General features: G+C 37.4%; 24 protein-coding genes. 14 read left to right on the top strand and 10 right to left on the bottom strand.

Translation table 11 applies throughout. The features are described from left to right. Positions 1 to 117 precede the first annotated feature (117 nt). Genes V6E76_RS05200 through arsC form a run of 3 tightly spaced genes read left to right on the top strand, consistent with a single transcriptional unit; the run spans position 118 to position 2,127 of the window. Positions 118 to 435, top strand: a complete 318-nt coding sequence (locus tag V6E76_RS05200) for an ArsR/SmtB family transcription factor (protein WP_166626325.1) — start codon at positions 118 to 120, stop codon at positions 433 to 435. Next, complete coding sequence (locus tag V6E76_RS05205) at positions 432 to 1,721, top strand: arsenic transporter (protein WP_166626324.1); 1,290 nt, start codon at positions 432 to 434, stop codon at positions 1,719 to 1,721. Before V6E76_RS05200 ends, V6E76_RS05205 begins: the two co-directional genes overlap by 4 nt. A gap of 10 nt (positions 1,722 to 1,731) precedes the next feature. Continuing rightward, complete coding sequence (gene arsC / locus V6E76_RS05210) at positions 1,732 to 2,127, top strand: arsenate reductase (thioredoxin) (RefSeq protein WP_026865914.1); 396 nt, start codon at positions 1,732 to 1,734, stop codon at positions 2,125 to 2,127. A 52-nt stretch (positions 2,128 to 2,179) separates the two neighbouring features. Here arsC and V6E76_RS05215 read toward each other — a convergent pair whose 3' ends face one another. Genes V6E76_RS05215 through V6E76_RS05230 form a run of 4 tightly spaced genes read right to left on the bottom strand, consistent with a single transcriptional unit; the run spans position 2,180 to position 6,449 of the window. Continuing rightward, the gene (locus V6E76_RS05215) at positions 2,180 to 3,451 is read right to left on the bottom strand and encodes a M20 family metallo-hydrolase (RefSeq protein WP_026865913.1); all 1,272 of its coding nucleotides are present in this window, start codon (positions 3,449 to 3,451) and stop codon (positions 2,180 to 2,182) included. 12 nt (positions 3,452 to 3,463) lie between these two features. Then, positions 3,464 to 4,519: a YkvI family membrane protein gene (locus V6E76_RS05220; protein WP_026865912.1), complete on the bottom strand. Its 1,056-nt coding sequence runs from the start codon at positions 4,517 to 4,519 to the stop codon at positions 3,464 to 3,466. Between the two features lie 14 nt (positions 4,520 to 4,533). Continuing rightward, the gene (gene menC, locus V6E76_RS05225) at positions 4,534 to 5,640 is read right to left on the bottom strand and encodes an o-succinylbenzoate synthase (RefSeq protein WP_026865911.1); all 1,107 of its coding nucleotides are present in this window, start codon (positions 5,638 to 5,640) and stop codon (positions 4,534 to 4,536) included. Continuing rightward, on the bottom strand, positions 5,640 to 6,449 hold the full coding sequence (locus V6E76_RS05230; RefSeq protein ID WP_026865910.1) for a GNAT family N-acetyltransferase: 810 nt from the start codon (positions 6,447 to 6,449) through the stop codon (positions 5,640 to 5,642). The genes menC and V6E76_RS05230 overlap by 1 nt, the downstream gene beginning before the upstream one ends. 196 nt (positions 6,450 to 6,645) lie before the next feature. Here V6E76_RS05230 and V6E76_RS05235 point away from each other — a divergent pair, with 196 nt between their 5' ends. From V6E76_RS05235 to V6E76_RS05265, 7 genes are all read left to right on the top strand, one after another. Further along, positions 6,646 to 7,086: a MarR family winged helix-turn-helix transcriptional regulator gene (locus tag V6E76_RS05235; protein ID WP_026865909.1), complete on the top strand. Its 441-nt coding sequence runs from the start codon at positions 6,646 to 6,648 to the stop codon at positions 7,084 to 7,086. A 17-nt stretch (positions 7,087 to 7,103) separates the two neighbouring features. Then, the gene (locus V6E76_RS05240) at positions 7,104 to 8,066 is read left to right on the top strand and encodes a ring-cleaving dioxygenase (protein WP_247350427.1); all 963 of its coding nucleotides are present in this window, start codon (positions 7,104 to 7,106) and stop codon (positions 8,064 to 8,066) included. 12 nt (positions 8,067 to 8,078) lie between these two features. After that, positions 8,079 to 8,972 (top strand): VOC family protein, encoded by an 894-nt coding sequence (locus V6E76_RS05245; protein ID WP_026865907.1) that lies wholly within the window; start codon positions 8,079 to 8,081, stop codon positions 8,970 to 8,972. A gap of 11 nt (positions 8,973 to 8,983) precedes the next feature. Continuing rightward, positions 8,984 to 9,598 (top strand): flavin reductase family protein, encoded by a 615-nt coding sequence (locus V6E76_RS05250; RefSeq protein ID WP_026865906.1) that lies wholly within the window; start codon positions 8,984 to 8,986, stop codon positions 9,596 to 9,598. Positions 9,599 to 9,617: 19 nt separating this feature from the next. Continuing rightward, positions 9,618 to 10,211, top strand: coding sequence for an alpha/beta hydrolase (locus V6E76_RS05255; protein ID WP_026865905.1), 594 nt, complete (start codon positions 9,618 to 9,620; stop codon positions 10,209 to 10,211). Between the two features lie 96 nt (positions 10,212 to 10,307). Beyond that, on the top strand, positions 10,308 to 11,015 hold the full coding sequence (locus V6E76_RS05260) for a gamma-glutamyl-gamma-aminobutyrate hydrolase family protein (protein WP_026865904.1): 708 nt from the start codon (positions 10,308 to 10,310) through the stop codon (positions 11,013 to 11,015). Between the two features lie 85 nt (positions 11,016 to 11,100). Beyond that, on the top strand, positions 11,101 to 12,768 hold the full coding sequence (locus tag V6E76_RS05265) for an ABC transporter substrate-binding protein (protein WP_026865903.1): 1,668 nt from the start codon (positions 11,101 to 11,103) through the stop codon (positions 12,766 to 12,768). A gap of 17 nt (positions 12,769 to 12,785) precedes the next feature. Here the strand turns inward: V6E76_RS05265 and V6E76_RS05270 are convergent, their stop codons facing one another. After that, positions 12,786 to 13,463 carry a phosphatase PAP2 family protein gene (locus V6E76_RS05270; protein WP_026865902.1) on the bottom strand — a complete coding sequence of 226 codons (678 nt, stop codon included), beginning with the start codon at positions 13,461 to 13,463 and terminating at the stop codon, positions 12,786 to 12,788. 128 nt (positions 13,464 to 13,591) lie between these two features. Between V6E76_RS05270 and V6E76_RS05275 the strand changes: the two genes are divergently transcribed. After that, positions 13,592 to 14,350, top strand: a complete 759-nt coding sequence (locus tag V6E76_RS05275) for a hypothetical protein (protein WP_035855298.1) — start codon at positions 13,592 to 13,594, stop codon at positions 14,348 to 14,350. A 50-nt stretch (positions 14,351 to 14,400) separates the two neighbouring features. Here V6E76_RS05275 and V6E76_RS05280 read toward each other — a convergent pair whose 3' ends face one another. Then, positions 14,401 to 14,973, bottom strand: coding sequence for a thymidine kinase (locus V6E76_RS05280; RefSeq protein ID WP_026865900.1), 573 nt, complete (start codon positions 14,971 to 14,973; stop codon positions 14,401 to 14,403). A gap of 119 nt (positions 14,974 to 15,092) precedes the next feature. On the opposite strand from V6E76_RS05280, the gene V6E76_RS05285 reads away from it, so the two are divergent. After that, positions 15,093 to 15,437, top strand: a complete 345-nt coding sequence (locus tag V6E76_RS05285; protein ID WP_026865899.1) for a zinc ribbon domain-containing protein YjdM — start codon at positions 15,093 to 15,095, stop codon at positions 15,435 to 15,437. 41 nt (positions 15,438 to 15,478) lie between these two features. On the opposite strand, the gene V6E76_RS05290 is transcribed toward V6E76_RS05285, so the two are convergent. The 4 genes from V6E76_RS05290 to V6E76_RS05305 all read right to left on the bottom strand — a co-directional run bounded on the left by V6E76_RS05290 (position 15,479) and on the right by V6E76_RS05305 (position 19,373). Then, a complete protein-coding gene (locus tag V6E76_RS05290) occupies positions 15,479 to 16,405 on the bottom strand; it encodes an iron-hydroxamate ABC transporter substrate-binding protein (protein WP_026865898.1) in 927 nt (308 codons plus the stop codon). 88 nt (positions 16,406 to 16,493) lie between these two features. Beyond that, a complete protein-coding gene (locus tag V6E76_RS05295) occupies positions 16,494 to 17,525 on the bottom strand; it encodes a FecCD family ABC transporter permease (RefSeq protein ID WP_026865897.1) in 1,032 nt (343 codons plus the stop codon). Continuing rightward, a complete protein-coding gene (locus V6E76_RS05300) occupies positions 17,522 to 18,574 on the bottom strand; it encodes a FecCD family ABC transporter permease (RefSeq protein WP_026865896.1) in 1,053 nt (350 codons plus the stop codon). Before V6E76_RS05300 ends, V6E76_RS05295 begins: the two co-directional genes overlap by 4 nt. After that, positions 18,567 to 19,373 carry an ABC transporter ATP-binding protein gene (locus V6E76_RS05305; protein WP_035855293.1) on the bottom strand — a complete coding sequence of 269 codons (807 nt, stop codon included), beginning with the start codon at positions 19,371 to 19,373 and terminating at the stop codon, positions 18,567 to 18,569. The genes V6E76_RS05300 and V6E76_RS05305 overlap by 8 nt, the downstream gene beginning before the upstream one ends. Positions 19,374 to 19,632: 259 nt before the next feature. On the opposite strand from V6E76_RS05305, the gene V6E76_RS05310 reads away from it, so the two are divergent. Further along, positions 19,633 to 20,484: a DUF368 domain-containing protein gene (locus V6E76_RS05310; protein WP_235678841.1), complete on the top strand. Its 852-nt coding sequence runs from the start codon at positions 19,633 to 19,635 to the stop codon at positions 20,482 to 20,484. Between the two features lie 135 nt (positions 20,485 to 20,619). After that, a complete protein-coding gene (locus V6E76_RS05315) occupies positions 20,620 to 21,504 on the top strand; it encodes a cation diffusion facilitator family transporter (RefSeq protein WP_035855289.1) in 885 nt (294 codons plus the stop codon). Positions 21,505 to 21,515 lie beyond the last annotated feature (11 nt).

The following is a 21,515-nucleotide window of genomic DNA, read 5'->3' on the forward strand; positions in this document are numbered from 1 at the left end:
TTTCACTAATAAAATTAGCACAGTACTGTTAAGGGAATGTTTTCTTTTGTATAAAATATGTAAAAATAATATAGACAAATATCTATATAGATAGTAATCTATATTCGAGGTGAGTATATGAACTATAGCAACCTAGCAACACAATTAAGGATATTGGCAGATGAAAGTCGTTTAGAGATTATAGATTTACTTTCTTGTAATGAATTGTGTGGACACGATATCTTATCTTATTTTAATTTTAGTCAACCCACTTTAAGTCATCATATGAAAGTTCTGGTCGAAAATAGAGTGGTCACTAAAAGGAGAGAGGGTAATAAATTTATGTATCGATTAAATAACGATATTTTAAATGATCTTAAACAATCTCTAGATATGATTAGTCGACCTTCTAGTGAGTGTATTTGTCATTCCATAACGGAGGATTGTAACGCATGACGATACTAGCAATACTCATATTTTTAATTACTTTATTTTTTGTTATTACACAACCACGCGGCTTGGATATTGGTATTTCGGCAGCCGTTGGAGCGATTGTTGCGATCATTTTTGGCGTGGTTTCCTTTTCAGATATCGTTGAAGTAACGGGTATTGTTTGGAATGCCACCCTGACCTTTGTTGCTGTCATCATAATTTCTTTGATACTAGATGAAATAGGATTCTTTGAATGGGCGGCAAGTTTTATGGTGAAAGCCTCAAATGGTAGCAGTAAAAAAATGTTTGTTAATATGATGCTTTTAGGTGCAGTTGTAGCAGCATTCTTTGCGAATGATGGTGCTGCACTAATTTTAACCCCAATTGTACTTGCGATGGTCAGACAGCTGAGCTTTAAGGAACAAGCGATATTCCCATTTGTAATTGCTTCTGGATTTATTGCAGATACGACTTCCTTACCACTTGTGGTGAGTAACCTGGTTAATATTGTGTCAGCAGACTATTTTAATATCGGATTCTTAGAGTATTTCTTACATATGATTATTCCGAATATATTCTCGTTGATTGCAAGTATTATTGTACTGTGGTTATTTTTCAGAAAAGCAATTCCGAAACACTTTAGTTCAGAAGCTATTATTAAACCGAATAGTCTAATCAAAGATCGCTTTATGTTTAAGGTTTCTTGGTTGGTCTTGTCTGTCCTCTTAGTAGGATATATTGCAAGTGAGTTTCTACAGATTCCAGTCTCACTGATTGCCGGTTTAACAGCTATTGTATTTATTCTATTAGCGATAAAATCACCTGTGGTCAATGTTGGTCAAGTAGTTAAAGGGGCACCATGGAATATCGTCGTATTTTCTATAGGGATGTATGTTGTCGTATTTGGTTTAAGAAATGTTGGATTGACTGATGTTTTATCAGACTTACTTTTACAGATAACAGAATATGGATTACTGGCTACAGTAATGGGCATGGGAAGCATTGCAGCCGTTCTATCTTCGATGATGAACAACATGCCTACAGTGATGATTAATGCAATTGCTATCAAAGAATCTGGTGTGCAAGGTGTCATACAAGAGGCAATGATCTATGCGAATATTATAGGTTCAGACCTAGGTCCAAAGATTACACCAATTGGTTCATTAGCAACCTTGTTATGGCTTCATGTTTTAGCTTCAAAAAATATGAAAATTTCATGGGGCACATATTTTAAGATAGGCATCATGATTACCCCACCAGTCCTTATACTGACTCTGTTGGGGTTATACTTTACTTTACTATTCCTTTAGGAGGAAGAAGATGGCTAAAACAATTTATTTTATATGTACAGGAAACTCATGTAGAAGTCAGATGGCTGAGGCATGGGCGAAGGAAATCATGGGGGCTGAATGGAAGGTATATTCAGCGGGTATTGAGGCACATGGCATTAACGAAAATGCAGTTACTGTTATGGATGAAGTGGGAATAGATATTTCACAACAAACGTCCAACATCATTGATAAGCAAATTTTAGGAACAGCTGATTTAGTCGTTACTTTGTGTAGTGATGCTGATAATAACTGTCCAGTCCTACCTAAGAATACTAAGAAAGCTCACTGGGGTCTTGATGATCCAGCAGGTTTACCACTTTCAGAATTTCGGCGTGTTAGAGATGAAATTAAATTAAAAATAGAATCATTTAATTCTAGGATGTAATAGACAATGGCCGATTATTTTGACGATAGTCGGCCATTGTTATTCTAATATTTTATTTTCTCATTTGTTTTTCCATAAATTGCTTCAAGACATGTATAGTGGTCACACAGTCATTTAAAGATGTCCATTCTTTAGGATTATGACTAATACCATCTACACTTCGTGCGAAGATCATTGCTACAGGTATCTCTAAGCCGATATTCATAGAATCATGACCTGCGCCACTAGGCAGTTCAAGTGGTTCTATGTTCATTGCTTTTAAAATTGACTTCAATTCTTCTTTATAGACCGTATCGATTGGGATAGGTTTAACACTGGAAGTACGTTCAATAAAGACTTCAATTCCCCGCTCATCAGAAATTTGCTTCGCTTGTTTGCGGATTTTATCGATGAGTAATTCTCTGGTATCTTCATGAATATCTCTAATATCAACGATGAGTTTCACTGATTCCGGAATAACGTTGGCGCCGTTTGGAGATACTGACAGTTTACCCACTGTAGCAACAGCAGTATCACTAACTGTAGATGGGAGTGTTTCAATTTCAGAAACGAAACGCCCTGCAGCGACGAGTGCGTCCTGACGGTCGTTCATCGGTGTATTACCAGCATGCCCAGCTAGGCCTTTAAACTCGATTTCTAACCATGATTGTCCAGCGATACCACTGACAATTCCTACAGGTAGATTATGTTTTTCTAGAAGCTTACCCTGTTCGATATGTGTCTCAGCAAAAAATGTCCAATCTCTTTGTTTTATATTTTTAAAGTCGTTTAAATTTGAACCATATTGCTCTAAAACTTCTTCCAGATTTAAACCGTCACTATCTCTAACATTTGCCATAATTTCTTCAGTTAATAACCCCGTATATGCGCGACTACCAAAGACTCCACTGGAGAATCTGGCACCTTCTTCATCACTAAAAATGACGACTTCAAAAGATTTCTCAGGCGTAAAATCCTGTGTTCGCCAAGCTTCTACAAGTTCTAGGGCAGCTAAGACACCGAGTACACCGTCAAAATTTCCGCCTGCTGGGACAGTATCTAAATGCGAGCCAGATGCAACAGATTGACTGTTGTCTTTACCTACTAACCGACCAAAGATATTACCCGCACCATCAGTTTCAACTTTAAGGCCAGCCTTTGTCATCCAAGATGTAACAAGCGCTTTTGCTTCTTTTTCTTCTTTAGAAAAACCACGTCGATTCACACCGCCAGACGATAACGATCCGATTTGGGATAATTCGTATAATCTATGTGCTAAACGTTTGCCATCTATACCGTCATAATTTAGTTCTTGATTATAGTCGTTCAGTAATCTATCTAGCATAAGATACCTCCATTAAGATTCATTTGTTTTAGGTTTTCGAAACCAAGCGACGAGCGCTAGGATAATCAGTGCAAAACCAAGATAACCCATGAGTGAATACACACTACTTACTAGGTTTGTAAAGCCAACAAGGCTTGCAATGAAACCTATAATTCCTATGATTATAACAGCTGGATTAAATGCCTTACTCTCTGGAGCGAAGAAACGGACAGTGAATGAGTAGAACATACCGACTGCAGTATTATACATCATACCAAGTAAGGCAATCGCAGTTAATATACCAACGACTGGATTAATCTCTGTAGCGAGTTTTAGGGTTGGCATATCCGAACCAGCTACCACATCAATTCTTGCTAACATACCTGTGTGGATTAGGATGATTAAAAATCCTAAAATTGCCCCACCAATAATTCCGCCTAAACCAGCAACTTTTTTGTCTTTAATGTTCCCCGTCATAATTATAAGTAGGGCAGCACCAGCGGCTAAGTTATAAGAGACGTATAAAAAGGCGCTTAGTAGCCAATTTGATGCTGCAGGTGCTTGGGTTCTTGCGATTTCATCCGCTTCAGAAAAAGTGATGTTCATTGTTAAAATTGAATAGACAACAATAATTAAGATAACTGCAATTAAATAAGGTGTAATTGATGCAATGATACCTATTATTTTATTAGTATCTAACAGTAGGGTAAGAATTGTTAACACAACCATTATGATGCTCCCTACCATCGTATTAATTCCAAGGACTTGTTCAAAAGTCGAGCCAGAACCTGCGAACATTACGACTGCCACACCAAATAGGAAAAAAGTGATGATAATATCTAGAACTGGACCGATATACTTACCACCAATGTAATAAAGTACAGCTCTGTGGGATTTTGCTTGCAATTTAGTCCCTAACTGAGCGAATGTGTAACCTAAAAATATAAAGAGTAGGCCGGTGACTATAGCACCGACTGTTCCCCATAAACCAAAGCTTGTAAAATATTGCATCACCTCTTGTCCGGAAGCGAAACCAGCACCGACAATCAACCCGACGAAGGCACTACCTATTTGGAAGCTCTTTTTCATATTTGTCTCCCCTTTTATTTAAACTCTTTTTTATTTACTGTAAATTGATCCACCGCTTCTAGATTTACTTCATAACCTATACCAGGATTTGTAGGCACAACAATAACACCATCTTCAGACACGACTTCAGGTTCGATGATATCCTTATCCCAGTAACGGCTAGAGCTTGCAGTATCTCCTGGTAAAGTGAAGTTAGATAAGGTCGTTAACGCCACGTTATGTGCGCGGCCAACACCTGACTCTAGCATGCCACCACACCAGACTGGGATGTTATGTGACTGACAGTAGTCGTGAATTTTAACCGCTTCAGTTAAACCACCCACTCGACCAATTTTAATGTTAATAATTTTTGTGCTACCGAGCTCAACAGCCTTACGCGCATCTTCTAAGGAATGGATACTTTCATCTAAACAAATCGGTGTTTTTAATTGTTTTTGTAAAGTTGCATGGTCAATGATGTCATCCGATGCTAGAGGCTGTTCAATCATCATTAAATCAAAGGCATCCAGTTCTTGTAGTAAATGTGCATCTTCAAGACTGTATGCAGAGTTAGCATCTGCCATAATTGCCGTATTTGGAAATTCTTGACGTAGTGTACGCATGACGTCAACATCCCAGTCTGGCTTAATTTTTACCTTAATTCGTTTATAACCTTCATCAACGAAACCTCTCACAATTTCAACCAGTGATTCTATAGAATCTTGAATTCCGATACTTATTCCGACGTCAATTGTTTCTCTTGTTCCTCCAAGCGCTTCTGCTAATGATTGATTGTTTTGACGCGCATAGACATCCCAGATTGCGCCCTCTAGCGCTGCTTTTGCCATATTGTTCTTTCTAATTGGAGAGAATATTTCACTAACTTCATCTGGATGGTTAATTTCTTGATTTAAAATTAGTGGAATTAAATAATCTTCTAACATATGCCAGTTTGTTTTGACTGTTTCCTCACTATAAAGTGGTGCATAAAATGCAACAGTTTCTCCCCAACCTGTTGTACCATCATCAGCAGTTGCTTCGACCAAAATAAACGCTCTATTTTTAAATGTGCCAAAACTTGTTGTAAACGGCGCTTTCATTTCCATTTCCATCAATCTTAATGTAACTTTTTCTATTTTCATTATTTATATGCCTCCAAATTTAATGATGTTATAGGTACAAAAATATAAGTCGCAGTATCATCTTCTGGGTAAAGATGTACTGCGGCATAACCAGCTTTAAAAAGCGCTTGGAATATTTCCCTTGTCTTTAAACGCCAGTTTAAGGCGATTGTTGAATCGATCTTCTTTACATGTTGAAAATCCTTAGGTACTTTCACGCCATATACGGGTTCAGTTAATGTCTGCTGTGACACACGACTAAAGCTTGGTACACCATCTTTTATAGATACCTCATTTAAGACGAGCGCATCATCTAAGCTAGGAGCCTGGAAAGACCGTCTATGCTCACTCGATAAAAACCAGTGAACTTCAAAACGGTCTGAAGGGAGCCCCTTATTTATTCCATCTGTCATTTTGCCGTATGCGTTCTCCATGTACACATTAACGATGCCACCAAGTTTAGATAGGTTTAAATAAGCATTCCTTGTTTCTAAGGGATCAAAAGTCCAGTGCATTTCAGCATAGCCCTTTTTAAGAGCACTCTTTGCTTGAGCTTCCTTAAGTTGTTGACCAATACGTTTAGAACGATAGCTTTCATCAATCCCAAGCATATGTGAACATAAATAGGTAAATCCATCTTTAAAGCCTGCGAATCCATAACTAAAGCCAATTATCTTTTCATTATCAAAAGCCCCTATTACGATCCCGCCGTTTTTAACGGCCGTTAAAGTCTGGTGTATTGGTAAGGGAGTCATACCCCAGATGCTTTTTTCAAGCTCGCCTATTTTTTCTATTTCTTCTAATGTGGTTAACTCTTTGATCTCTATCATCATAGACCCTCTTTGAAACAATTTTTTACTAACAATAGCACAACACTTATCTTAATTCAATAAATATTCAGACTAATCAATACATTTTATTATTAGAAATCGAAATAAAGTCCTTGATTTTTCTATTTCTAACTAATACAATATAAAAAAATTAAATTTAATATATTCAAATTAGAAATATAAGGAGGTGCCGCTAGTGAATCAAAATGAAGCTCGGATTAAAGCATTTACTGTTCTCATCAAATCATCTCAATCTGTTCAAAAGCTAATCAAGCAAGATTTTTTAAAGAAAGAGATTAACTTAAATGAATACGCTGTTCTGGAATTGCTCTACCATAAAGGAGATCAAGCGATTCAATCGATTGGGAAAAGGATTCTCATGGGTAGCGGGAGCATCACTTACGTTATCGACAAATTAGAAGAAAGAGGCTTTTTGTATCGGCAACCTTGTCCAGAAGACAGAAGAAAAATGTTTGCTTGCATCACGGATGAAGGTAAAGCATATATGAGAGCAAGAGTTGTAGAACAAGAAGCGGTTATCAATAAAGTGTTTGAAGAATTAGACGATGAAGAAATCGATACTGCAATCGATTTGTTTAAGCGCATCGGCATACACGCAGAAAGCTTACTTAACTAATAATTGGAGGAATTATAATGACTAAAACAGATTTAAAAGGTATTCACCATGTCACTGCAATGACAAATAACGCGATGAGAAACTATGAGTTTATGACAGAAGTTCTCGGTATGAGATTGGTTAAGAAGACCGTTAACCAAGATGACATTCAAACTTATCATACATTCTTTGCGGATGATGTAGGTTCACCAGGAACAGACATGACATTCTTCGACTTCCCGAACAACCCAAGAGGTTCAAGAGGCACGAATGCAATTTCAAGAACAGGATTCAGAGTACCAAATGATGCTGCGCTTGAATACTATTTAGAACGTTTTGAAGAAAAAGGTGTAAAACACGACGGAATTCAAGAGTTATTCGGTAAAAAAGTCTTACCGTTTGAAGAAGAAGACGGTCAACGTTATCAACTCTTCTCTGATGAAAAAAATCAAGGTGTAGAACCAGGACAACCTTGGAAAAATGGACCTGTTCCAGAAGACAAAGCAATTTACGGCTTAGGTCCAATAGAAATTACAGTATCTTATTACGATGACTTCAAAAAAGTATTACAAGATATTTATGGTATGAAACCAGTACTTGAAGAAGAAAATGTGACTTTACTGGATGTTGGCGAGGGTGGAAACGGCGGCCAAGTTATTTTACGTAAAGACCAAGGTGTTGAAGGCAGACAAGGCTACGGTGAGGTCCACCACGTGTCATTTAGAGTAGAAGATCAAGCAGCTCTAGAAGAATGGGAGAAAAAATATCGTACGATGGGTATTGGAAACTCTGGTTTAGTGGATCGCTTCTACTTCGGTGCTCTTTATGCGCGTATCGGGCATATCTTAATTGAATTATCTACTGATGGCCCTGGATTCATGGATGATGAACCGTACGAAACACTTGGTGAAAGCTTAGCATTACCACCATTCTTAGAGCCAAAACGTGAGCAAATCGAAGCTCAAATAAGACCATTTGATACCACGAGATCAAAAAAATAAAGGAGGCGGACCATGGAAGCTATTAAGAGAATACACCATATCACTGCTATTGTTGGAGACCCAAATGAAAACATCAAATTTTACAGAGACGTACTCGGTTTAAGATTAGTAAAACAAACCGTTAACTTTGATGATCCAGGTGTTTATCATTTATATTTTGGAGATGAAGATGGGAATCCAGGAACAATCATTACTTTCTTTAACTGGATCGTTGACCGTCCAGGCTTAAAAGGTAGCGGACAGGTTGGACGTATTGCCTTTAGAATTCCTAAAGGTACTATGGGTGATTGGCAGAAGCATCTAAATGACTTAGATATCAAGACTCAAATTACACAGTTATTCGATAAGGATACCTTAGAATTCGATGATGTGCATGGTCTTGAATTAGCTTTAGTAGAAGGTAATGATGAATCTGACAACAAAGCTATTATCGGTTTCCATGGAGCAGTACTCTTATCCAGTCACCCTGAAGCAACGAATGAATTATTAACTAGTGGACTAGGTTTAACACCAATTCAAACACAGGGGCAAAGTTATCACTTTGAAACCGTCGGTAGTGAAAAACACCACGTTATAACGGCGTTACCACCAAGCCCGAGAGGGCGTTTCGGAATTGGTACAGTACATCATATCGCATGGTCTGTACCGAATTTAGAGACATTAAAAGAATGGCAAAGCTTTATTCAAAGTCAGGAGCTAGGTGTCACCGAAGTGAGAGATAGAAAATACTTTAAGTCTGTTTATACAAGTGAATTTGGTTATATTGTATTCGAATTTGCTACGGATGAGCCTGGTTTTGCTGTTGATGAAGATAAGAAAGACCTAGGAACATCATTACAATTACCGCCTCAATATGAACATCGTAGAGAAGAATATGAACGTACCTTGCCAAAACTAGATTTATAAGGAGTATCGTAATGTATAACTTCAAAGCTTCAGACCTCTCGATAAAAGAACAAAACAAAATACTGATTGGCGCTATTGGGCCGAGACCGATTGCACTCGTTGTAAGTCAATCTGCAGATGAGATAATCAACCTTGCCCCCTTTAGTTATTTTAATATCGTTTCTTATAAGCCTGCGATTTTATCAGTTTCTGTGCAACGGGTTAACGGAGAAATGAAAGATACAGCAAGAAACACCTTAAATAACGGTGAAGCTGTCGTGCATATTGTTGATGAAGACAATGTAGAACAGGTGAATTTAACATCAGGATCGTATGCTCCTGATGACAGTGAATTGAATCATGCAGATTTTACAACTGAAGATTCACAGACAATCAATGTACAAGGTATTAAAGAAGCTAAGGTGAAATTTGAGACAAAATTATATAACCATACTGTCATCTTTGATGGCGATGTACCAACAGCAGACTTATTGTTATTGAGTGTTCAACATTACTCACTGTCTGAACAAATTTTCGATAGAACCACGGGTTATATTGATTCATCAGCACTTCGTGCAGTCGGTCGACTTGCCGGGAGTGATTATGCAAAAATCGGTGAATTTTTCAGTATAAAAAGACCAGAATAGATAAGGAAGTGACTATATAATGGAATATATTTATAAAGAGAACCAAAAAGGTGCCCCAGTATTTGTATTGCTACACGGTACAGGTGGAACTGAGAATGACTTACTACCTTTAGCACAAGTAATGGAACCGAACTACAACGTCCTTAGTGTACGTGGTGAAGTAAAAGAAAATGGTATGAACCGTTACTTTAGACGTCTGGGCGAGGGTAATTATGACTGGGATGATTTAGAGAAACGTTCTGAAGACCTAGTGAACTTTATCGAAGGAAAAGCAGCAGAATATGAATTTTCTACAAATGATGTCATTTTTGTTGGCTTCTCTAACGGCTCAAATATTGCGATTCACATGATGTTAAATCATCCAGATAAGTTTAAAAAAGCAATGTTATTTGCACCGTTATATCCTAAAAATATTGAAACCAAAATTGACTTTAGTCAGGCAGAAGTATTCCTTTCATTAGGTAAGGGAGATCCTATTGTACCAGAGACTGAGAGTGAACATGTTATCGATATATTCAAGAATAATAACGCCGATGTAACGTCGATTTGGGTCAATGGACACAGTTTACCGGGTGAAGCGGTAGAAGCTGGTCAACAATGGATAAATAGATAAGCTTAAAGACAGCTCAAGATGAGCTGTCTTTATTTTCCTTATAAAAATTTAAAAACTCTGATAATATTTAACATAAGAAATCTAAGGGGGATATTTATGAGTTTACCTGTAATTGGTGTGACAACTTTTGTTAGCGAAGACCAGCTAAGATTACCTGAATCGTATAGTATTGCTATAGCAAATGAAGGCGGAGTGCCAATCATTTTACCTAAGGTGGAAAACGATGCGTTAATCAAAGCGCAAATTCAATCATTAGATGCATTAGTTTTATCCGGAGGGGATGATGTTGATCCTGAATTTTTTGGAGAAGCACCTCATCAAAAAATGGGAGCGATTGAACCTGGTAGAGACGCCTATGAAATGAAGCTAATAGATTTTGCACTAGATGCCAATATCCCGATTCTTGGCATTTGTAGAGGCGCTCAAGTACTAACAATTCATCAAGGTGGAACTATCTATCAAGATTTATATTCACAAGTCGGTGAAGGGACATATAAACATAACCAAGAGGTTCCCAAAAATTATTTGACCCATAAAGTTTCTATAAAGGAGAATACGAAGCTACATAGTATTTTAGGTCAGACAAAAGTGAAAACAAATAGTTTTCATCATCAGGCAGTGAAAACTATTCCAGACCATTTTGAAATTACTGCAAAGACAAGTGATGGAATTATAGAAGCAGTTGAAAGTAAGTCATATAATTTTCTAATAGGGGTGCAATGGCATCCTGAAGGGACCTATTTAGTAGATGAATACTCACAGAAAATATTTGCTGCCTTGGTAAAAGCTGCAGCTAAGAATTAACAGAATAATCATTCAATTTATTGAAATTTCGAATTCCGACAGGTATAATTTTATGAAAGCGCGTACATTAATAAGGGGGATGTTTATGCAAAAGAAGTTATGGTTTTTTATGTTGTTTACCATGATTTTACTATTGGTAGCTTGTACGGATGATAGTGATGTTGATGAGGCAGAGAGTGGTGAATCAAGTGGTGAGGGTGGAAACGACCTAGTGATTGGGATGATCAATGAAGCAGTTTCTCTAGACCCACATGTGTCGAACGACATACCATCCGCACAGCTTAGAACACAAATTTTTGATACCTTGGTTCAACAAAATGTTGATATGGAATTTGAAGAAGGTTTGGCGAGTTCATTTGAACAAGATGGAAACGAATGGACATTGGAGCTAAAAGATGGGGTCACATTCCACAATGGATCAGATTTTACAGCTGAAGACGTTGAAGCGACTCTAGACAGAGTGATGGATCCATCGGTTGGGTCCTCTGTAGCGTTCATGTTTGAAATGATTAACGACATTGAAATTGTTGATGATCATACTGTCATCTTTACGACAGATTATCCGTTCACTCCGCTACCGAGTCACTTAGCCCACAATACAGCAGGTATATTGAGTAAGGAAGTTATAGATGAAGATTACCAAAATGCCTTAGACCAAGCTGAATCGGATGTGACTTTAGAAGAATATTATGAGTTACGTGAAGCAGGTGGAGAAGAGTTTGAAGCTGTTTCTGAAGAAATCGGTGAACACGTAGGGGCCATAATTTCTGAAAAACCAGATGGTACTGGGCACTTAAAACTACAAAATCGAGATCCCGGTAATGAAATTGTTTTAGAGAAATTTGAGGATTTTCATGGTGGTGAAAGAGAATTTGATACGGTAACTTACCGTGTAATTCCTGAAAACTCAGCACGTCTAGCAGAATTAGAAACAGGTGGTATTGGTATTACGGATAACGTTGATACAGAATCTATGGACCGTGTAAGAGAGCATGAAGAAACAAATATTATCGATCAAGATAGTCTATCGATGACATATGTTGCATTTAACTACGATAAAGAACCGTTTGATGATGAGAATGTAAGAAAGGCAATTTCCCATGCGATTGACCGTGAACAGATTATAAACGGTGTTTTGAATGAGCGAGGGATCCATGCAAAAAATCATATTTCACCTTCAGTGTTTGCACACAATGAGGAAATGGAAGAAGTATCCTATGATTTAGACTTAGCGAAAGAGTATATGGCTGAGTCGAGTGTACCTGACGGTTTTGAAACGGTTATATGGACATCTGATTCTGAACAGAACAGAGACATTGCCTTAGTCATTCAAGAGTCTCTCGGAGAACTAGGGATTGAGGTTGCAATTGAACAGTACGAACACGGCGCATTCTTAGAGATGGCAAACCAAGGTACACATGATATGTTCATGTTACAGTGGATTACTGTAACTGGTGACCCTAACTACGGTCTATATCCGATGTTCCACACTGATTCTGTCGGCTCTGGTAACAGATGGAATTACTCGAATCCAGAACTGGATAGCTATCTAGAAGCAGGACAAGAATCAACAGAAGATGAAGACCGTATTGAAGCCTATCATACAGCGCAAGAAATTCTCATGGAGGATCTCCCAATTACACCGCTTTATTATGGAGAACTTGGGATTGGTGTAAATGAAACTCTTGTTGAAGGTGTAGAATTAGACCCAGTTGGTATTGTTAGAATTGAAAATGTTACTTTCCCAGAATAAAATGAGGTCCATCTAGATTAATTTCTAGATGGACTTTTATCTTCTATAGAATGTTGTGCTAAATAGTTAATTAACTTTGGACTATATTTGAAGTACAAACTAAGAGATAAGGTAATGATGAAGATACCGAATGTTAGACCTGCAAGGACGTCTGTTGGAAAATGGACACCAAGAAATATTCTTGAAGTCATAACAAATAAAATAACGCCTATCGTTATAACGCCGATCAAATACTTTTGCCAAGTATGTGTGACGAAATAAATGAGCAAGATACCTAAAAGACCAAAAAATACTGTAGAGGCAGTAGAATGACCGCTTGGAAAGCTCTCTGAAGACTCAAATGCAAGTCTGAGAAAATCAGGACGTTCTCTATCAACAAGACGCTTCATCAAACTGACAAGAAAACCAGGTCCGATAACTAGAGTGCTTGAAAACCAAAGTGCAGCAGTATACATCTTAAATAGGAATAAAAGACTAACGGTTAAAATTGAAAAAAGGATAATCGCAAAAGAACCACCAATATCAGTGAGTAAGACGATGATTTCAGCGCGTTCTGCTGTTACAAATCCTTGGATGAAATGGATTAAACTTAGGTCGAATGCTTCAGTCCAATTCAATTTTACTAGAACGCTGAAGCAAATGACTAAATATATAGTTAGAGAAATAATAGCAATAATATTTAAATGTTTATTCATGAGAGACCTCTTTAACGTAATTAACATATTATAGCAGAGTTTATTAAAAATGCTTATATTAAATCAAGTTGTTATTCAATCATGGTAAGTTTACACTTAGATTAAAATTACAGAATTGAGGAAGTGACATGATGAAGTATCGCTTTATAAGTCTATTGTTTTTATCTACCTTGATACTATCCGCATGTAGTAATCCATTTGATCAGTTAGCAGATGAGATTAACAGTTGGATTTCTGGAGATGAACCAACTGAAAAAACGACTAATGATGAACCTGATGACAATTCAACTCAGGACACTAGTTCATCAGAAACTGAAACATCTACAAATGAAGATATAGATTATATTGACTACAGCCATCTTATGAATGAAGGTGCTGCTGTCAGTTTAGACAAAGGAACGCATTCGGTTGGTTCTGATATTGAACCTGGCCGCTATAAAGTGATACCGCATGAAGAAACTAGTAGTATTTCTGTCGAAAATGCAGAAGGTAGAATAGTTGCTGGTGAGACCTTATCTGGTATTAATAACCATGAGGGACAGTATCCTGATAGTCTAGTTGTCTTTTTAGATGAAGGTTATACACTTGAGACACAGCATGACTCAGGAGTAGAACTCGAGCCTTATGAAACATCAGATATTGATGTACTCACTACTGGTTTATGGGTTGTTGGTGAAGATATTCCAGAGGGTGTTTATGATATCAATGTACCGAATACAGACAAGTATGGAAGCCTTAGTGTGTCGAATGTCGTTGACTATGAGAAGATGCAAATTATCATAGGTTCAGAGCAATATGGTGGGACTTCAGAATTTACAATATCATTTGATGATGGCGATGTGCTTAATCTGAGATACCTCCCTAATATTGAACTGGTAAAAAGATAAATGTTTCATGTGAAAAAAGCAACTGTGAATTCACAGTTGCTTTGTATTTCTTATATTAAATCTAAACGTTCTTTGTAGCATTTTCTACAAACTGGAACATATTCCTCATCACCAATTTGAATCGTTTCACCGATGTTTGTCGGAATCCCATTTTGCATTCGAAGGTTCAATGTGGCCTTCTTGTTGCAATACTGGCATACTGTCTTCAACTCATCAATTGCATCTGCTAATTCGAGCAAAGTTTTACTTCCTTCGAACAACTCATTCCTAAAGTCAGTTTTTAAACCGAAGGCAATAACAGGAATATCTAACAAGTCTGGGATATCACTGAGATTGTGTATATCTTTTTTCGATAAAAATTGTGCTTCATCAACTAAGACAGCAAAGACCTTTTCTTTTTCATGTTCTTTTTTAACTTTCTCAAAGATATCATCAGTGACGTATTCGGCATCAAGTTCGAGCCCAACACGCGATTTAATCTTATGATACCCACTTCTTGAATCAATTGGAGAAGTGAAAGCAAGACAACGTTTGCCTTGTGTAGTGTATTGATAATGTGTTGTGATAATTTGATTACTTTTATTACTCTGCATCGTACCGTAGCGATAGTAAAGTTTAGCCATAGAAATCCCCAATCTTTTCAGTATCATTATTTATAGTAACATGAATTGTATATCTTTTTGATAAGGACTTATGTATTTATGGTATCTTAAAATTAGTGATTAAATAATGGAGGAAGACCATGGAGAATACCTTACCAAATTGCCCAAATTGTAACTCGGAATACACTTATGAAGACGGTAGCCTATTTGTATGCCCAATGTGTAACCATGAATGGACTAAAGAGTCTGAAGCGGAAGCTACAGCAGCTTCAATGGTCAAAGATGCCAATGGTAACATATTAAATAATGGTGATAATGTTAGTGTGATTAAAGATTTAAAAGTTAAAGGTGCATCAAATGTAATCAAACAAGGAACAAAAGTAAAAGGTATAAAATTGGTTGATCCAGAAGATGGACATGACATTGATTGTAAAATTCCAGGATTCGGTCAACTTGGCTTGAAGTCAGAGTTTGTTAAAAAATAGATTAGAAGCTACAGAAGCCCCCTATATTAGGGGGCTTCTGTTTATTTATTTAATTCTTCTGCGTAGATTTCTAGAAGATATTCAAGAGTGGTTGGATCACTATAACTCGTTTTTGCAGTATCAATTTCAATGACTCTACCTTCCTTAACAGCTGGTATTGACTGCCATACTTCATCTTCAGTAAATGACATATCAGTGTCTTCACCACGACTTAAAACAATGTAATCACCGGCATATTCAGATAAAACTTCTTGAGAGATCTCATGGTAGCCTTCTTCAGATACAGCTTCTTCAACATTTTCAGGCATATTTAAATCCATCGCTTGGAAGAGAATTTCTGTTCCTCTACCCCATGCTTCACCAAAGATATAGAAGTTGGTACCATTTGTCTCGAACATTGTGACAGTCACATCTTCACCGTGTTTTTCTTTGATTTCTTTACCTATCTGAGATGCACGACTCTCAAAGTCCTCTGCCCATTCACGTGCTTCATCTTCTTTACCTAGAATTTTTCCAATTTCAATTTGTTGTTCTAAGTAGTCAAGTTCTCCCCAAGTAAAGACAACAGTTGGTGCAATTTTCTCTAACTCTTCAAGGTTTTGCATGTTTGTTCCAGCTATGATTAGATCTGGTTCAACTGCTAAGACACTTTCAGGATCTTCTTCAGTAATTTGTGTAACATCTGCAAGGTCTTCAGTGAATAAAGGATTTGCTTTTGACCATTGGTCAACGCCTACTAAGTCACCATCTAATGAAAGGACATTCGGTCCATAAGTTAAGGCAGCAATACGTTTAGGATTCTTAGGGATTTCTACTGGGCCGGATTCAGATTCATATGTAACTGTTTCTGAAGATGAGTCTTCACTATCAGCTGAGGAATTGTCTTCGGATTCTTCACCTTGACTGGAACAAGCGGCTAAAACAAGGACAAAAGTTAATGCAAAAAACATACTAAATAATCTCTTCATAACATACTCTCCTTCTAATTGATAATTATTATCAATTGATGTTTTTTATTTAATCCGGTAGCAGTGAAGCTACCGGATGGAATTACCGTTAATCATTGAGTTTTGCTAATAAGTACAAGAAGTAAGGGGCACCAATTATGGCAACCACTACACCTGTAGGTATTTCAGCTGGTTGTAAGATCACCCGGCCGATTGTATCAGCGGCAAGTACTAGAACTCCGCCAATCAGGGCGCTGATAGGTAAAACATAACGATATGCCTCACCAACTATACGGCGGGTCATATGTGGTGCAATGAGTCCTACGAAACCAATACCCCCACTAACAGAAACACTAGCGGCTGCTAAGCCAACTGCAGCAGCGAGCAAGGTACGACGTTCCTTTTCAAGGTTCATACCGAGACTGACAGCTGTAGAGTCACCTAAGTTCATTACATCTAATACTTTCGCTTTAAAGTAAACGTATGGCATTAAAACAATGAGCCAAGGTAAGAGTGCAAAAACAAAGTTCCAACTTGAACCCCAAATGCTACCCGCCAGCCAGGTGGCAACAAAGTCGTACGTTTTAGGATCGATTTTTAACGTGAGAACGATCATTAAAGCACTAATACCTGCTGCAACTGCTACCCCGACTAGAATCAATCGTATCGGTGATATCCCCTCATCTTTTTTGTAAGAGAAGGCGTAGATCGTCACTGCAGTTAACCCTGCTCCTATGAAGGCGACGATTGGCATTAAGAAGACAGATCCACCGACTTCAGTTGAGAAATACGTTACAAAAAGCGTTATAGCTAAACCAGCACCCGCATTAATCCCGATAATACCAGGGTCAGCTAGTGGGTTCTTAACAACACCTTGGAGCACTGCACCTGACATCGCTAGTCCCATGCCAATTAGAACAGCAATGACAATACGTGGTAATCTGAATTCAAAAAGCAATAGTTCATCTGTGGCTTCGCCTTGACCAAATACTGTCTTGATAACAGTGAGTGGGTCTATTTTCATTACACCAGTGTTTAGGCTGACTACAAACAAGACAATGAGTATCACAACTAAAGATATTCCGACAAATACAGCCTTTTTCTGTCTCTTGATTAATCCAGCTGTCTTTTGTGACATCATAATTCCTTACCTCCTTTACGTGCTAAGTAGAGGAAGAAAGGTACACCGATTAGTGAGATTAAGGCACCAATTGGAATTTCGAAAGGTGCATTTAATGTACGAGCTAATAGGTCTGCAACAACAACCAAGACCGCTCCAACCACTGCACTCACTGGGATAATCCAGCGGTAATCATAACCAACAATTTTACGTGTTAGATGTGGCACAATCAGTCCAACAAAGCTCACTGCACCAACTACCGATACCGCAAGTCCTGCAAGGACAACAATAACTAAGATACTGATCAGCTTAGTTCTAACTGTACGCTCCCCAAGACTCACTGCAACTTCTTCACCTAAACTTAGAATCGTTATTGACCGTGATATACGCATAGCAATGAATATCATAATGATAACGATAGGCGTTATAACTATAAGATGTTCCCATTTCGTGCTAGAAACACCGCCGGCATACCAAAAGGCCATGTCTTGACCAACATTAAAGTAGAGCGCGATTCCTTCACTTAGAGCAGTTAATAATGCCGTTACAGCTGCCCCAGCTAAGACGAGTCTGATTGGTGTTAAACCATTTTTACTTAGTGACCCGACACCATATACAATAGAGGCACCGAGAGCTGCACCGAAAAATGATAATAATACTGTATATACATATGGCATACCAGGGAAGAAACTGAAGCTGATTGCAAGCATCATTACAGCACCAGCATTCAAGCCGAGTAAACCAGAGTCTGCTAATGGGTTTCTTGTCATTCCTTGCATTAGAGCACCTGCAACACTAAATGCTGCACCGACTAAGGCAGCTCCAATAATTCTAGGGAAACGTAGCTCACGAATGATTTGATGCTGTGTAACACCAGTATCAAAATTAAAAAAAGCATTATATATCGTCGAAAGATTTATATCAGCAGCGCCTAAAGATATAGACAAGATAAAACTAAAGCATAAAAAAACGAGTCCCGAGATAATAATGATTGTGCCACGAATTGGTTTTGCAGTCTTCTTAACAGCCTTGACCTGAGCCTTACTTTCTATAGTTGCATTTTTAGCCATGGCTGTCTTCCTGTTTACTTATATGGTAAGAAGTGAAGACTGGGTGCCCACTGTAAGGGCATGATTGAAACTCTGCTTCTATATTAAAGAGTGTTCTTAAATGCCCCTTCGTCATTACTTCTTCCGGTGTGCCTTTAGTGATTAGGTCACCATCTTTCATTGCAATCATATAGTCGGAAAAACGTGATGCAAGGTTTAAATCGTGTAAGACCATAACAATTGTACGGTTTTCTTCTTCGTTCAATCGCTTTAATAGGAGTAGTATTTCTAGTTGATGTGCAAGATCTAAATATGTAGTTGGTTCATCAAGTACTAAAGTATCAGTACCTTGTGCAAGTGACATTGCAATCCATGCACGTTGCCTTTGACCACCCGACATATCACTAATTTGGCGGTCCTTAAATTCATTTAAGCCTGTAACATCTATTGCCCAATGAATATGTTCATAATCTTCTTTACTCAGCGAACCCATCGCTTTTCTATAAGGGAAACGACCATAAGAAACTAATTCAAATACCGACAAACCACCTGGTGATTCAGCTGTTTGCGGCAATATTGCCATTTTCTTGGCGATTTCTCTCGTATCCAAGGTGTTAATCGCTTTCCCATCTAAAAAAATCGCCCCACTTTCGGCCTTTAGAATTCTGGAGACAGTTTTAATTAAAGTAGATTTTCCACAACCATTTGGACCAATTATTGTCGTTATCTTATTTTTAGGTATAGTCACACTAAAATCTTCGATGACTGAACGGTTCTGGTACCCGACTTGTATATTTTGCACTTCTAATGCATCTGACATGGTTATGCCTCATTTCCATTTCTCATTGAGAATCATTATCACTTTGAAATCTTATGACATAATGAGCAATATGTCAATTAAAATTGTGTTTTCAAGGTCTATTGAGAATATACAATTTTGTGACAAAGATACACTAGACTATAAAAAAATATTATTATATCACCTATCATTACAAAATAATGCTCACCGTTACTCCATTTACTAAGTAAATAGTCCTTAATTTATGGCTGATGTGCTAAAATATTGAGAGTGAAAAATTATGAATGGAATTGATAATATGTTTAAGTGGTCGAACCTTCCAAAAGGATTCTTGATGGGTATAGTTGAACTTGTACCAGGTGTGAGTAGCGGTACAATGGCACTATTACTTGGTATTTATGATCAATTTTTAGGTGCACTCAGTCGGTTAGTTTCTAAATTTTATAAAAATTCGATTGGTTTTCTTTTACCGATAGTAATCGGTATGGCTCTTGCAATTTTATCAGTGTCATCTCTTTTGAATTATTTATTACAGAGCCATACCATACCGACACATTGGTTTTTCATGGGAATGGTGTTAGGAGTCATTCCGATGTTACTTAGAATATCTAATGCAAAAGTAGAATTTAAAATACCGCACTATATATTAATAATTATTGGAATAGCAGTACTTTTCTTTATGTCTTTAGCTAATACTTCTGCATCAGATCTGTCTTCAATACCAACGGATGCAGTGAATCTAATTAAATACTTCTTTTCAGGTGTTTTAGCTGCTGCAATTATGCTATTACCAGGTATCTCAGGATCCTTAGTATTATTAATCATCGGTGTATATCCGATTATTATATTTGCTATAGATGAATTTACTTCATTTAATTTCTATGTTCTTCCTGTCTTATTGTCTACAGGGGTTGGTATTATTGTAGGAATACTACTAGGTAGCCGGCTCATCGCATATTTACTTAGACGTTTTACTTATCTAACGTATGCTGGAATCGTGGGGCTGTTATTTGGCTCGCTTTTTGCAATTTACCCTGGGCTACCGACAAATATAATGATGTGGATAGTGTCTATAGTAGTATTTATATTAGGTTGCTATATCAGCTACGTGTTTGGTAAATACAATGAATAAAAAAGAAATAGTCTAAGCTTTAGTTTAGGGCGTTCTAAAAATAAATTTCAACTAATATAAAGTCCACCATAGCCATTGAACTTTTGATTGAATCAGTGCATAATGAGTTTCTATTAAAGATTAGGAGCGATTATATTGGGGGATTTAAATAATCTTAAAGTGGCTCAAAATGGTGCATATTTAAGCATCGGCGTTTATATCATTCTTGCTTTAGTGAAATTTTATTTCGGTACAATTTATGATTCTGCAGCAGTTCGTGCCGATGGTTTAAATAACTTAACAGATATATTAGCTTCTATTGCAGTACTGGTTGGCTTAAAGGTTTCGATAAAACCCCCAGATGATAACCATCCTTATGGTCACTTGAAATCAGAGAATATTGCGGCTTTAGTTGTTTCATTTATTATTATGTTTGTGGGCTTACAGGTATTAATCGAAAACATACCAGCAATCTTTCAACCGGCATCAGAGCCACCACATCCAGTAGTAATCATTGTAAGTATCATATCTGGTTTGATTATGATGGTTGTGTTCTTTATTAATAATCGCTTGGCTAAAAAAGCAAAAAGTGTTTCATTGAGGTCAGCAGCCATGGATAATCTGTCTGATGGCATGATCAGTATCGGTACTGCTATAGGACTTGTCTTAACCCAAGTGGGTCTACCTATCGCTGACGTCATTATTGCATCCATACTCGGACTAATGATTATGTATACAGGTTATACTATCTTTAGAGATTCTATTTTTGCTTTGAGTGATGGCTATAAAGAAACGGATTTAATGGAACATAAAGAAGATATTTTAGAAGTTACTGGGGTTAGAGAAGTGAAGTCTATCAAAGGCCGTTACCATGGTAGCAGTATCTTTTTAGATGTCACAATTATTGTAGACCCTGATATTACAGTGACTGAAGCACATCATATTTGTGACAAGGTTGAAAATCACATGCATGCTAAGGGCATCATGTCTTTATACGTGCATCCAGAACCAAATCTTGAGACAGAAAACTCAGCACCTTAATCGGTGCTGAG

This window comes from Jeotgalicoccus huakuii, assembly GCF_036665975.1.
Classification (GTDB): domain Bacteria; phylum Bacillota; class Bacilli; order Staphylococcales; family Salinicoccaceae; genus Jeotgalicoccus; species Jeotgalicoccus marinus.